Source organism: Chryseobacterium sp. 22458, from assembly GCF_052044975.1.
Taxonomy (GTDB): Bacteria; Bacteroidota; Bacteroidia; order Flavobacteriales; family Weeksellaceae; genus Chryseobacterium.
Genome location: NZ_JBQEOA010000001.1, coordinates 42,854 through 55,503 on the forward strand (window position 1 = coordinate 42,854; position 12,650 = coordinate 55,503).

Consider the following 12,650-nt stretch of genomic DNA (forward strand, 5'->3'; position numbering starts at 1 on the left):
GATATAAAAACAAAAGGTACTAGCCTTTATATTGTAACATTGAGAAAAATACTTTTAATATTATCTTTTCTGGTCTGTGCAAATGCTTTTTCACAGATATTGTCCTCCAATGTAGAAAAGAAAACAATTGCTTTAGGTGAGGTTAACCATCTCGTCATAAAAATTGACAATCTTAATCAGCAGCAGGTAACTTCCGCACCAAAGAATGAACTGCTTCCTTTTCATTTTGAAGAAACAAAAGACAGTATCGGGCAGAACGGGAATTCTTATGAAAGGAAAATAGAATTTGCTGTTTTTGAAGAAGGAAAATTTACCATTCCCGAGCTGGAATTTAAAGCAGGAGATAAAATACTTAAAACGATTCCCTATGAAATAGATGTCATTAATACGGCTCAGAAAGCCGATCAGATCAATGATATCATGAAGAATAAGGAAGTGAAACTTATTGCGAAAGACTATTGGGAACTCTATAAATTCTATATTCTGGCAGCGTTGGCAGTGATTGCACTCATTATTGCTATCATTATGATTGTAAAATGGGGAAGAAAATCAAAAAGCGCTCCTGTAGTTGCTACCAATCAGACATTAAAAGAACTCGATTCTCTGAAAAAGAAAAAATATATTGAAGGAGGTAATTTCCGTTCGTTCTATGTTGAGCTGATTGATATTTCCAGAAACTTTATTACAAAACAATATCATCTCCCTGCAAATGTACTTCTTACCGATGACCTTATTGAGGTGATGAAAAAGAACAATACCATCTCTCAGGATAATGAAAAAATAGTGGAAGATGTCTTCTTAAGAGGAGACCTCGTAAAGTTTGCCAAAACATTCCCGGATCAGGAAACCATGGAAAAAGACTTTGCCAATATCAGAGATTTTGTAAAAAGATCTTCCAAAGATCTAGAATTTGAAAACTTAAGAAAGGATGTTTAATTTTGAGTTTTACAGCCCGTGGTTTTTGCTTCTTTTTCTCCTGTTTATCCCTCTTTTGATTAAAGATGCCGGTAAACGGAAAAGAAAAGGAATAAAAGTTCCTACCATAAAGGACATGAATGACAGCAGCGGAATCCGGGGTGTACTTTTTTTACTGAAAATATCAAAGTATATCATTCTTTCTGCTTTGATCATTGCTATGGCCAGACCGAGAACGTTCACCATTTCTCAGGACAGAGATGATACAAAAGGAGTTGATATCATGCTCTCTATAGATGTTTCACTGAGTATGCTGGCCAAAGACCTTAATCCTGACCGTATCACTGCCCTGAAAGATATTGCAGTGAAATTCGTGCAGAAGCGCCCGAATGACAGAATAGGAGTGGTAGCGTATGCTGCAGAAGCTTTTACAAAAGTTCCTGTCACTTCAGATCATCAGGTCGTTATTGATGAAATTAAAAACCTGAATTCTGCAGGTCTTGAACCCGGAACTGCGATTGGAGAAGGGCTTTCTGTAGCCGTGAACCATTTAATTAAAAGCAAGGCCAAAAGCAAAGTTATTATCCTGATGACTGATGGGGTAAGCAATATTCAGAATGCTATTCCGCCTCAGGTAGCTGCTGAACTGGCCAAGAATAATAATATTAAGGTATATTCCATAGGAATCGGGACCAATGGATATGCCCTGATGCCTACTTCACAGGATATTTTCGGAGATCTGATCTTTACCGAAACTGAAGTGGCCATTGATGAAAATACATTGAGAGAAATTGCCCAGACTACGGGAGGAAAGTATTTCAGGGCTACTTCAAACAGCAGTCTTGAAGAAATATACGACGAGATCAATCAATTGGAAAAAACGGATGTGAAGGTTTCCAAGCTTTACAATTATGACGAATATTTCAAAATATTTCTGTGGATTGCTTTAGGAATGTTGGTGTTGGATGCATTGCTGAGATGGGTGTTTTATAAAATTTTAAGCTGATGAGTTGGTCTTTAGGAAATTATTGGTATTTATTTTTACTGTTGCTTCTGCCGCTGTTAGCATCCTTTATGATCCGTTTCCTGAAATGGAGAAACAGGAAAAGAGAAATTTTTGCGAGCAGCCAGTTTCATGATAACTTATTTGAAAAAAAGTCAGGATTTACGAAATTTTTCCCCGGATTATATCTGTTGGGTACCCTGTTTCTCATATTTTCAATTATAGATCTTCTGAATGGTTCGGAAGAAGTGAAGACTACCCAGAAACTGAATAATGTAATTTTTATGCTGGATGTCTCCAATTCAATGAATGCAGAAGATATTGACCCAAGCCGTCTTGCGGAGGCAAAGAATCTGATGCTGGGAACAATGCAGAAAATGAAGAATGATAAAGTGGGAATTGTGATATTTGCAGGCCAGGCGATGTCTATCATGCCGTTGACTACAGATTACAATTCGGCAGAAACCTATATCAGCGGTATTGAAACCAGCTCTATGCAGGTGCAGGGAACCGATTTTCTGAAAGGAATGCAGGCGGCCGTAGAAAAATTTAAAAATGTAAGCAAAGGCTCCAGAAAAGTGATATTGCTGAGTGATGGTGAGGATAATGAAGGAAACGATAATGCAGCGATAAGACTTGCCAACAAAGAAGGAATAAGCATTACTTCCGTAGGAATAGGAACAGATGAAGGAGCTCCGGTTCCTGAGTACTCGTTTGGGCAGTTAATGGGATATAAAACAGACATCAATGGTGGAACGGTAATCTCGAAAAGACAGACCGATGCACTGAAGAAAATGGCAGAATCTACAGGAAGCAGCTATATTGACGGAAACAACATCAATGAAGCTCCTGACAGAATTATAGATGCCGTTAATAAAAAGTCGTCAGGTGCTGAAACACTGGTGAAATCCCAGAATGCCAACCATTATTATCAATATTTTCTGGCAGTATCTATCCTGTTCTTCTTTTTAATTTATATTTTTAATCCCAAAAAAGATTTTAATGTGTAGCTTTTCCCTGATTTATAGAAGAAATTCTACAAGTACTTTAACCGAATTTTAACAAATAAAACTCTGTTTCTTAACATATAAAGGAATAATTTTGCAAGTGATGAATACTAAAATTATATTTTTATCGTTTATTCTTACTTTTTCATTCTCAGGCTTTTTGTTTGGGCAGGAAAACTACAGGACTTTAGTTCATGAAGGTAACCAGAAATTTGACGGTAAAGATTATGAAGGAGCATCATCAAAATATATGGAAGCTGTGAAATCCAACGATAAGGACTTTACGGCTCATTACAATATGGGAAATGCTTTGTATAAGAGTAAAAAGTATGAAGAGGCCAAAACAGAATTTGAAAAAGCAGAAAAGCTTTCACAGACCCTTCCTGATAAAGCCGCAGCACTTCATAATTTAGGAAATGCCTATATGCAGATGAACCAGCCGGAAAAAGCGGCAGATTATTATAAAAAATCGCTGAAGCAAAACCCATACAGTGAGGCAACTCGGAAAAATTACGAAATTGCCAAACTGAAAGAAAAAGAACAACAACAAAAGAACGAGCAGAACAACTCAGGAAAAGAAGGCGGTGGTAATGATCAGAACAAAGGTGACGATCAGAAAGGAGATAAAGACAAGAAACAGGACCAGGGTAGTGGCGAGCAGAATGAAGGAAAAAGTGAACAGGGAAATAATCCTCAGCAAAATCCGAACAATGAGGGCAGAATGCCAAAGAATCTTGAAAATGCGATCTTAGATAAAATAAACGAAAAAGAAAAAGAAACCGCCAGAAGAATTTTAAACAAAAATTCTTATTCGATGCCTGAAAGCAACGAGAAAGATTGGTGATGCAGCATAAATTGATTTACATATTGCTTACTCTGGCATCCGTAATTACTTACGGACAGGTAAATCTTAGTCTTGATGCAGACAAATCCGAATATGGCAGCAAAGATATCGTAAATCTGACGATTGTACTGGAACTTAATGGTAGTGAACTGGAACAACAGTCCAGATTTCAGCTTCCGGACCTTTCAAAATTTAATATCATTGGAAGCGGATCTGTAACCAATACCGTCATAGACCCTGCCACCAATACATTAATTACTCAAAAGATTTCCAGAATTGCCCTTGAACCTAAGAAAAAGGGTAAAATAAAAATAGGTTCCGTTCTGGTTACCGTTAATAATAAAATCTATAAAACCGAACCTTTTGATGTCAATATCAGAGATATTGTAGATAAGAGAGCACTGGCCGCCAATACTTCCAACGAGGTCTACCTGAATATGGAAATCGAAGACCGTGACGTTTACCAGGATCAGCCTACAGTTGCTGTACTGAGGGTATATTCCAGAAATATGGATAACCTCAGAAAGGTAAAAAACATCCGCCTTCCTGAGCAGGATAATATCAATGTACATCCTATCAATTTCAATAAATCTGAAATAGACCCGTCCGGCTATGGAAATATGCCGTCACAGGTCCTGGCTATGTTCATGGTATTTCCTAATGAAGCAGGCTATGTGGAAGTTCCAGCCGTATCAGCGTCTGTAAGCTCTTATGCCGCTAAAAACAAGATTGTTTCCAATAAAGTAAAAATCAACGTAAGAAAGCTTCCGGAAGGAGCTCCAGAATGTTTTAAAAATGCTGTAGGAAATTTCAATGTGAGTGTTTATAATGCTTCCAAGGAAAAAGTGGAGGCCAAAAAACCTATGAATGTGGTTATAAAAGTTTCAGGAGAAGGTAATTTACCGGATATGGAACTTCCTAAAATTGCAGCATCTCCCGACTACGAAATTTTCGCCCCTAAGATCACCTCTAAAGTGAGCCCGGGAACTACCGGTATGAAAGGAGAGGTTATGGCAAGCTATGTAGTAATTCCGAACAAATCAGGGTCAATAGCCATCAAAACAGAGCAGTTTGCTTTCTTCGATCCTGAAAACAGGGAATATGTGGATCTCGGGCAGGAAACATTGGCTTTAAATGCTTTTTCTCATGATCAGATCCTGGAGTCCCGTTCTACTGTAGAAAAGGTAAATGAATATACCAATAACCTCCTTGAAACAGTTAATACCCCGGTTTTAAAAACAACTTCATTTAAAGTAAAAGAAAAAAGTAAATTCCACTGGAATATTCTTTTGGTCAATATTGCCATTCTTCTGGGATTATTCGCTATCTATCTGTTATTTAAGACTTGGCAAAAAAAACGTACATTAGTTAGGGAAACCGTACCGTCTAAACCTTTAGGTTCAGTGGCCGAAACAGAACAGGAAATCAGAGAATTGCTGAAAACGGATATCAATGATTATTTTGGCTATCTTGAAAACCTGAAGGACAACGGAGAGTATGAAAAGTTTTTTGTGACATTGGAGGAGCTGGATCAGGAAGTGAGAAACCAGTACTTCAAAGGCACTGTTGCAGAGTTTAAGACTTTTCTTGAAAAGCACAAAGGCTCTTCAGTAGCAGAAGAATACAGCAATCTGCAGCAGAAAATTCAGATGGAGAAATATGCTCCTGTGAAATCCGGAGAAGGTCTGGAAGAACTTTTGAAGACAATTGTTAATTTATATTCACAAATTAGCAAATAATCAGTTTATTTTCATATTTTTGCGAAATTTTTAATTACAAAGAGATGGAAATTTTTGAAGGTTTCTCTTTTAAAGAGATTATCACCAGCTTTATGGTACTTTTTGCCGTGATCGATATTATTGGCTCTGTTCCTATTATAGTAGGGCTTCAGCAGAAATTCGGAAAGATTGAGGCAGGCAGAGCTGCAATTACTGCCGGTGCAATTATGATCGTTTTTTTGTTTGTAGGAAATAAGATCCTTAAGCTTATCGGGGTAGATGTGAATTCCTTTGCCATTGCCGGAGCATTTGTGATTTTTGTCATAGCATTGGAAATGATTTTAGGTATTGAAATCAATAAAACTACCGAAGCAAAGGCCGCATCTATTGTACCCATCGCATTTCCGCTGGTTGCAGGTGCCGGAACACTCACAACGGCTTTATCCCTCAGAGCTGAATTTCATGATATTAATATTATTTGTGGAATCATTCTTAATACAATTTTCGTATATTTGGTGCTGAAATCAGCGAAGTGGTTAGAACAGAAAATCGGGGATGCAACCTTAATGATCCTTCAGAAAGTTTTTGGAATTATCCTTTTAGCAATTTCAATTAAATTATTCACCGCAAATTTTGCTCAATTGGTGCAGAATTATATTAATTTTTAAGTATCATGCAGAAGTTTTATAAAGTATTTCTAGTTGTATTTATCGTATTCATTGCTATCAACCTTTATGCTATCAACTGGCAGACAGACATCTTAGGTGATGAAGATAACCTTAAATTTGTATTTTCAGCTTCAGCAGCTGCATTAGGCCTTCTCCTGCTTTTCGTAATGGATACATGGAGCAAAATAGGTGCAAAAAAATAAATAGAATTTATTCAGATATAAATCAGCCTCTTTCATTATGAAGGAGGTTTTTTGTTTTAATGATGAAATGATTTACGTATTATATATTTTTATGGCCAAATTAAAATTCAATAGCAATGGGCTTTAGCCCATTTAAAAAAATAAATCAGATCTTCCATTGGCTTTAGCCAAAACTTATTGCTTCTAAGAGATAACCAGATTCTTGAGTATAGCCTCAGATTTCAGCTCCGTTTCAGTCCATTCTTTTTCCGGGCTGCTCTGAGCAGTAATTCCACCTCCTACAAACACATGTACGGCATCTTTATAAAGTCTGGCGCATCGCAGGTTGACGAAATACTGGATGGTTTCTTCCGTTTCGATCTTAATATAGCCAGCATAAAATTCACGGGGAAATTTCTCATATTTTCTGATATTCTCATTACAGAAATCTTTGGGAATGCCACAAACAGCCGGAGTAGGGTGTAGGTCTTTAATAAGCTGATCAAGATCTTCACACTTAATTCTGGTTTTAAAATCTGTCCTCAAATGTTTAATATTTCCGGAAATATGATCATAGGTTTCCGATTGCAGCACCTGATCCGAATAGGTTTCAAGGATATTACGGATGTAAGTGGTAACAGGCTTCTGTTCCTCAATTTCTTTCCCGGACCATTCTTCTGAAACCGGAAGAGTGCCTGCCAGAGCCATCGTTTCAAACTCATGGGTTGCCTTATTAAATTTTCCCAGAACTTCAGAGAAAGCCCCCATCCAGGCGTTTTCCCCATCATTGAAGAGATACCTGAAAGCATTCGGATAAGTCTCACATAAGTTTCCAAAACTTTTCGGATAATCAATACGATTAAAATCTGTAAAAATCTTCCTCCTTGAGTATACCAGTTTAGGCAGATGATGGTCTTTGATCACCCCGATTACCTGTTCCAGGGTATCACAATATTCCTCTTTGGTTTCAGCGACAACGTTTGCCGGACCATTGTTTAAAAGCTCATTGGTAATAGACAGTTCATTAAATTCAGCAGGGGCAATCTCAAGAATATCGCCGTTGAAACTGATATGATTTTGGCTGTCGTAAGAATAGAAACTGACTGCATTTTTATCGTTTTGCTCACTGACAGACCATAGTCTTTCGTCGAAAGGAAGTTTGAAATAAATCATGAGTTATGAAGTGATTTTGAAAATCAGCGGCCGGAAGTAATTTAGGAAATTCCGAGGTTGATTTTCCTTTCTGCAAAGGTATTATTAGTCTTAAAGATGTCAAAATTAAAATCATTGTTTTTTAATCTTATATTTTTCATTTTATATTCCTGATATTCTAAAGGAGACAAGAAATTTTTTCATGAATACATACTGGATTTCAAAAAAAAGTATGGATACAGGAAAATAAAAAAGTTGCAGTAAGGATATAAAAAAAACTCAAAAAAAATGAGTTTTTTATTTTGTATGTTTTTTCAACCTATTTATGAATGATATTATTCGTCATTGTTGTATGGTTGATAAGCGTTCCTTTTTCATCCCGGATCTCAATTTCCGAAACATGCATGGTTTTTCCTTTTCTGATGAATCGGGCAGTAGCGGTTACAGTACCGTCCTTTTTGCTTCTCAGGTGATTGGAATTGATATTGGTGCCTACTCCGTAATATTTTTCACCATCGATAAAGATATTCGACAGACTTGAACCTAAAGTTTCTGCTAGAACACAGCTTGCCCCTCCGTGCATGATCCCGAACGGCTGATGGGTTCTCGGAAGTACAGGCATCGTTGCGGTAAGGGTTTCATTTTCAACGTCAATATCGATGAATTTTATTTCAAGGGTTTTCGCAAGGGTCTCATCACCCCAGTTATTGATGAACGCTAATATTTCTTCTTTTGTCTGACCTTTCATTTTGCTTATAGATGATTAATGAGTAATAAGTAATTTTGCTTCTAACTTCTAACTTCTAACTTCTAACTTCTAACTTCTAACTTCTAACTTCCGATTCACTACCGGTTCCCATAATATCAGGATTCCAGTTGGCCGGAACTTTAGGAACGATATCATTTTTCACATAATAATCCTGAATTTCCTGCATGATCTCTGAAAAAGGAACCGAAGCAATTCTTTCGTAGGGAATAGTATATCCCAGATAGACAATATTTCTTTTGAAGTCACCTGCAGCCAGAACAATAGGAACTTTTGCTGCTAAAGCCATATGATAAAATCCTTTTCTCCATTTCGGAACCCAGCTTCTTGTTCCTTCAGGAGTGATGACAAGGCTGAAATCTTCTTTGGCAAACTGATTGGCCACAAAGTTGACCAGGTCATTCTTCTGACTCCTGTCAATCCCGATTCCTCCCAATCCTTTTACAACGCTTCCGTACCATGCTTTGGTATGGGCATCTTTAATGATGATTTTCAACGGTTTATTCAGAGACCAGTAGGCAAAGTTTCCTAAAATGTATTCCATATTATGGGTATGAGGTGCCACCACCAGGATGCACCTGTTCAGGTTGTTGACGTCGCCCTGTAAAACGACTTTCCAACCTAATAATTTTAACATCAGTTTGCCTATCAGCTTTTTCATAGATTTTGAATTAAAAACAAAAAAGTATAACCAAACTTTGGTTATACTTTACAAATATATTGAAATATTATCGCTCTTAAAACAAACCGCTAATTAAATCTACGATTTTCATTACGAATTCCATTGCAAATTGTATCATGATAAGGCTGTGTTTTTAGTTAATTGGTTATTATATTTTTAGCTTTACGAAATTAAAACAATTTTTTCACATAGCGAACTAAATCTTGTTTTTTTTTCACATTTCTGAGAGAAGAAGGGTGTGAATTTCAAACGGTTGTCTTCCATCCACACCTTCTGCCACTCTCTGAAGTTAATTATTTAGTTTGTATGGAAATTTCGTTTTTTCCGTCTTTGATTTTGATGTCTACATCCTTGTTGATTTTTTTGATATCGGATGCTACAGAATCAATTACTTTCTTCGCCTGGTTGTTAGGTACTTTTTTACCGTTGATGATGATGCTGTCTTTATCATTGGAATCATATACAATGCTGGAGCCGTTTACAGTAATCTTATTTTTTTCGATTCTGATTTTGTCTTCATTTTCATCTCTGTCCTGATCATCATCATTAATGCCGTCACCATCAAGGTCTCCGTCTATATTGATTCTGTTTTTATTCATAGAAATTACCCGTGCTTTCTGTGGTACTACAAGTTCGTAGTTAACTCTGTAATCTCTGAATCTATGCTCATACGGATACTTTACGAAGTTGGGAAGCATTACTTTATTGTCAACAACTTCTACCGGAACAGTAAGCTGAATAGGGAAGTTATATCCGTTTCCTTCTTTTTTGATGATAAGATAAGGTGTTTTGATATCCGGCTTTCTTGTCACTTCTACAGAAACATAGTCTTCTTCATAAACGTTTCTCTTATCTGAATAAATATCATCATTATATGCTTTGTAGTTCTGCGGGATGCTTACCTGCTTCATATCTACATATACCGTGTCAGAAGTTGTGTTGATCGCTATATTTTCAGTATCTTCCTTACTACCTCTGTAGATCATGTTTTTCTTGGCCATGCTGATGCCGAAGTAAGTTCCAAGCCCGATCAGAAGAAGGAATAAACCTCCCACAACCCATCCGATGTTTCTCAGCTTTGTTTTTGGAGAGAAAATCTTGATGCTTAATAAGCTGAAAAGAATTGCAGGAATTAAGCTTCCGATCACCATCATGGCTGCCAGTACTTTATCCAGCCCCTGATCATCCATATAGAATCTGATCTCATTAGCTCCGGGGAAGTCCGTGTCCATTCCGAAAAGCCCGAATAATACAAATACCCCGATGATACTTCCTACTGCCATCAATACGAAGATTCCTCCTACAACATATTTCAGTATATTCCACACTCCGCTTCCTGCGTTATTGATGTAAGGTTTGTTTTCGTTGTATATCTCTCCGACCCTCTGAGTAGATTCATTGGCAAACTGTACCAATTTATTAGACTCATTCTTAAGATTGTCGAAGTTCATAGGCTTTCCCTGCATTTTCAGGAAATCTGCTGCGGTTTCAGCTTTTGGAAGTACGATCCAAAGGATTACATATAGCAGTGCGATCAATGAAGAGGAAATGGCTGCTGTGAAAATTCCCAGAACGAAAACTCCAAGCCAGATGGCTCTCATGGCAGTAATATCCATTCCTACATATTGAGCTAAACCGGCACATACCCCTGCGATCTTTTGTTTTTCAGGATCACGGAACAGTTGTTTTTTGTCTGAATAGCTGGTTCCTGAATTGGTATTTTTAGTTGTGTTTTTTTCAGAAAAATAAGCTTCTTCCTGTTCTTCTATTTTCTCAGGAGTTCCGATCTGTGCGATTACTTTTTCTACATCTGTATCGTTGATCACTTCACGTTTTCCAAGAGAGTCTTTGAAGATCTCCACCATTCTTATTTCTATGTCATGCATTACCTCATCTGCCTCTGAAGCATCCAGTGAGCTTCTAAGGGCGTTCAGGTAATCGCTGAGCTTTATATATGCGTGTTCTTCTATTGTAAAAGAAAAACCTGCGAGTCCTATTGAGAGTGTCTTGTTCATAGCTTTGTTTTTTAATTTTGTTGGGTGATTTGGTTCACTGAGGCTGTCAGTTCATTCCACGTATTGAGAAGTTCATCCAGGAAAAGTTTTCCTTTTTCTGTGATCTGATAATATTTTCTGGGTGGTCCCCCGGTAGATTCTTCCCATCTGTAGGAGAGAAACTCTCCGTTTTTAAGTCTTGTAAGAAGAGGGTAGAGGGTCCCTTCCACTACATCCAGTTTTCCTTTTTTCAGTTCATCAATAAGATCGGAAACATACATTTCACGGTTATTGATGAGACTTAGAATACAGAATTCCAGAATTCCTTTTCGCATTTGCGCTTTGGTATTTTCAGTATTCATCTTTGATAATTTTTGTTAATTAAGGTTATCGTTAGAAAAATGCCCCTAGCTAGTTGAGCGTATTCTAATTTTACATTACAAAGATATGTAAATAAAATGGTATTATGCAATACAAAGTAGTGGAATTTTAAAATAATTATTATAAGTAACTGATAATCAGTTTGTAATTTTTGTGCTGTAATTTTTGTGAAAATAAATTTAAGTAGAAAATAGTAAGATGTCTTTAAATTTTATATAAAAAAAATAGAATGTCAAAGTTTTAGAAAAGGAAATAAAAGAATGAAATACATATATGGTTTCACTAAAAAAGTGCGAAAAAAACAGATCTATAAAAAATAAAAAGGGGTAGAATTATTTGTATCTTTGGAAAAACAAAATGATGAATTTTAAAAATTTATTTAAACTCTATTTTGATGAAAGTAGGGTTTTTGGTCTTGATATTCTCCGGTTCTTTGCGATCATGTTTGTTGTTGTTGGCCACGGTTTGATATATATGCCAAGAATGGTTAAAGGAATTGTATCGTATTTTATTTTTGATGGAGTTACTATTTTTTTTGTTCTAAGTGGTTTTTTAATTGGAGGAATTTTAATTAAAGTACTGAATAAAGAATCATTTACCTTTAAAACATTGTTGGAGTTTTGGAAACGGAGATGGTTTAGAACACTTCCAGCCTATCTTTTAGTATTAATACTTTTACTTGGATTGAATATCATTTTTAATGAAAAATTTGTTTTTAATTCAGAAATTATAAAATACTTTTTATTTCTGCAGAATTTTAAAACACCTCACCCTTCTTTTTTCCCGGAAGCATGGAGTTTGAGTATTGAAGAGTGGTTTTATCTGATTTCGCCGATAATGATCTTTTCTTTAATCAATTTTTAAATTTAAGTGTAAAAAAAGCAGTCTTAATTACCATTATATCAATCATAGTATTTACTACATCTTTCAGAGCATATAGACTGTTATTCAATGTTTCTGTAACTGATATTGGCATCTGGGATTTATATTACAGGAAGCAGGTAATAACAAGGCTTGACAGTTTGATGTATGGTGTTTTAGCTGCATATGTTAAGGCTTACTACAATCGGTTTTTTGAAAGTTCAAAAAAATATTTTTTTTGTGCCGGCCTAATATTAATGGTTGTACATCAATATTATTTAAACTATGGAACCAATCCCTTTTTTGACCAAGTTTTAAGTTTTTCTTTTACATCAATTTCTACTATGTTTCTGATTCCCTTTTTAGATTCAGTAAAATCAGCTCCGAAAATCATTTTACAACCTATTACATACGTCAGTTTAACGTCCTATAGCATGTATCTTATACATTATTCGCTGGTTCAAAAGTGGATTATAG

General features: G+C 36.2%; 13 protein-coding genes. 8 read left to right on the top strand and 5 right to left on the bottom strand.

From position 1 onward, the window contains the following. The first annotated feature begins 39 nt into the window (after positions 1 to 39). The 7 genes from ACTJJF_RS00215 to ACTJJF_RS00245 all read left to right on the top strand — a co-directional run bounded on the left by ACTJJF_RS00215 (position 40) and on the right by ACTJJF_RS00245 (position 6,358). On the top strand, positions 40 to 936 hold the full coding sequence (locus ACTJJF_RS00215) for a BatD family protein (RefSeq protein WP_440698264.1): 897 nt from the start codon (positions 40 to 42) through the stop codon (positions 934 to 936). Then, a complete protein-coding gene (locus ACTJJF_RS00220) occupies positions 929 to 1,921 on the top strand; it encodes a VWA domain-containing protein (RefSeq protein ID WP_065398749.1) in 993 nt (330 codons plus the stop codon). The genes ACTJJF_RS00215 and ACTJJF_RS00220 overlap by 8 nt, the downstream gene beginning before the upstream one ends. After that, positions 1,921 to 2,928, top strand: a complete 1,008-nt coding sequence (locus ACTJJF_RS00225) for a vWA domain-containing protein (RefSeq protein ID WP_440698265.1) — start codon at positions 1,921 to 1,923, stop codon at positions 2,926 to 2,928. Before ACTJJF_RS00220 ends, ACTJJF_RS00225 begins: the two co-directional genes overlap by 1 nt. 100 nt (positions 2,929 to 3,028) lie before the next feature. After that, the gene (locus ACTJJF_RS00230) at positions 3,029 to 3,769 is read left to right on the top strand and encodes a tetratricopeptide repeat protein (RefSeq protein ID WP_440698266.1); all 741 of its coding nucleotides are present in this window, start codon (positions 3,029 to 3,031) and stop codon (positions 3,767 to 3,769) included. Then, positions 3,769 to 5,508, top strand: coding sequence for a BatD family protein (locus tag ACTJJF_RS00235; protein ID WP_440698267.1), 1,740 nt, complete (start codon positions 3,769 to 3,771; stop codon positions 5,506 to 5,508). The genes ACTJJF_RS00230 and ACTJJF_RS00235 overlap by 1 nt, the downstream gene beginning before the upstream one ends. A 44-nt stretch (positions 5,509 to 5,552) precedes the next feature. After that, positions 5,553 to 6,155, top strand: coding sequence for a MarC family protein (locus ACTJJF_RS00240; protein WP_065398746.1), 603 nt, complete (start codon positions 5,553 to 5,555; stop codon positions 6,153 to 6,155). A gap of 5 nt (positions 6,156 to 6,160) precedes the next feature. Then, entirely contained in the window at positions 6,161 to 6,358 is a 198-nt protein-coding gene (locus tag ACTJJF_RS00245; RefSeq protein ID WP_065398745.1) for a hypothetical protein, read from the top strand. A 183-nt stretch (positions 6,359 to 6,541) separates the two neighbouring features. Here the strand turns inward: ACTJJF_RS00245 and ACTJJF_RS00250 are convergent, their stop codons facing one another. From ACTJJF_RS00250 to ACTJJF_RS00270, 5 genes are all read right to left on the bottom strand, one after another. Next, positions 6,542 to 7,510 carry a chorismate-binding protein gene (locus ACTJJF_RS00250; protein WP_440698268.1) on the bottom strand — a complete coding sequence of 323 codons (969 nt, stop codon included), beginning with the start codon at positions 7,508 to 7,510 and terminating at the stop codon, positions 6,542 to 6,544. Between the two features lie 298 nt (positions 7,511 to 7,808). Continuing rightward, the gene (locus tag ACTJJF_RS00255) at positions 7,809 to 8,237 is read right to left on the bottom strand and encodes a PaaI family thioesterase (RefSeq protein WP_312296342.1); all 429 of its coding nucleotides are present in this window, start codon (positions 8,235 to 8,237) and stop codon (positions 7,809 to 7,811) included. A 76-nt stretch (positions 8,238 to 8,313) separates the two neighbouring features. Then, a complete protein-coding gene (locus tag ACTJJF_RS00260) occupies positions 8,314 to 8,916 on the bottom strand; it encodes a 1-acyl-sn-glycerol-3-phosphate acyltransferase (RefSeq protein WP_312296344.1) in 603 nt (200 codons plus the stop codon). Positions 8,917 to 9,230: 314 nt separating this feature from the next. Then, a complete protein-coding gene (locus tag ACTJJF_RS00265; protein WP_440698269.1) occupies positions 9,231 to 10,952 on the bottom strand; it encodes a PspC domain-containing protein in 1,722 nt (573 codons plus the stop codon). Positions 10,953 to 10,963: 11 nt separating this feature from the next. Next, positions 10,964 to 11,293, bottom strand: a complete 330-nt coding sequence (locus ACTJJF_RS00270) for a PadR family transcriptional regulator (protein ID WP_002977573.1) — start codon at positions 11,291 to 11,293, stop codon at positions 10,964 to 10,966. A gap of 376 nt (positions 11,294 to 11,669) precedes the next feature. On the opposite strand from ACTJJF_RS00270, the gene ACTJJF_RS00275 reads away from it, so the two are divergent. After that, complete coding sequence (locus ACTJJF_RS00275) at positions 11,670 to 12,176, top strand: acyltransferase family protein (protein ID WP_440698270.1); 507 nt, start codon at positions 11,670 to 11,672, stop codon at positions 12,174 to 12,176. Positions 12,177 to 12,650: the final 474 nt, after the last annotated feature.

Excerpts from the sequence above, each read along its gene's own strand:
- ACTJJF_RS00270 (WP_002977573.1), bottom strand. The coding sequence starts at position 11,293 with ATGAATACTGAAAATACCAAAGCGCAAATGCGAAAAGGAATTCTGGAA.
- ACTJJF_RS00240 (WP_065398746.1), top strand. The coding sequence starts at position 5,553 with ATGGAAATTTTTGAAGGTTTCTCTTTTAAAGAGATTATCACCAGCTTT.
- ACTJJF_RS00250 (WP_440698268.1), bottom strand. The coding sequence starts at position 7,510 with ATGATTTATTTCAAACTTCCTTTCGACGAAAGACTATGGTCTGTCAGT.
- ACTJJF_RS00245 (WP_065398745.1), top strand. The coding sequence starts at position 6,161 with ATGCAGAAGTTTTATAAAGTATTTCTAGTTGTATTTATCGTATTCATT.
- ACTJJF_RS00220 (WP_065398749.1), top strand. The coding sequence starts at position 929 with ATGTTTAATTTTGAGTTTTACAGCCCGTGGTTTTTGCTTCTTTTTCTC.
- ACTJJF_RS00230 (WP_440698266.1), top strand. The coding sequence starts at position 3,029 with ATGAATACTAAAATTATATTTTTATCGTTTATTCTTACTTTTTCATTC.
- ACTJJF_RS00255 (WP_312296342.1), bottom strand. The coding sequence starts at position 8,237 with ATGAAAGGTCAGACAAAAGAAGAAATATTAGCGTTCATCAATAACTGG.
- ACTJJF_RS00225 (WP_440698265.1), top strand. The coding sequence starts at position 1,921 with ATGAGTTGGTCTTTAGGAAATTATTGGTATTTATTTTTACTGTTGCTT.
- ACTJJF_RS00260 (WP_312296344.1), bottom strand. The coding sequence starts at position 8,916 with ATGAAAAAGCTGATAGGCAAACTGATGTTAAAATTATTAGGTTGGAAA.
- ACTJJF_RS00235 (WP_440698267.1), top strand. The coding sequence starts at position 3,769 with ATGCAGCATAAATTGATTTACATATTGCTTACTCTGGCATCCGTAATT.
- ACTJJF_RS00265 (WP_440698269.1), bottom strand. The coding sequence starts at position 10,952 with ATGAACAAGACACTCTCAATAGGACTCGCAGGTTTTTCTTTTACAATA.
- ACTJJF_RS00275 (WP_440698270.1), top strand. The coding sequence starts at position 11,670 with ATGATGAATTTTAAAAATTTATTTAAACTCTATTTTGATGAAAGTAGG.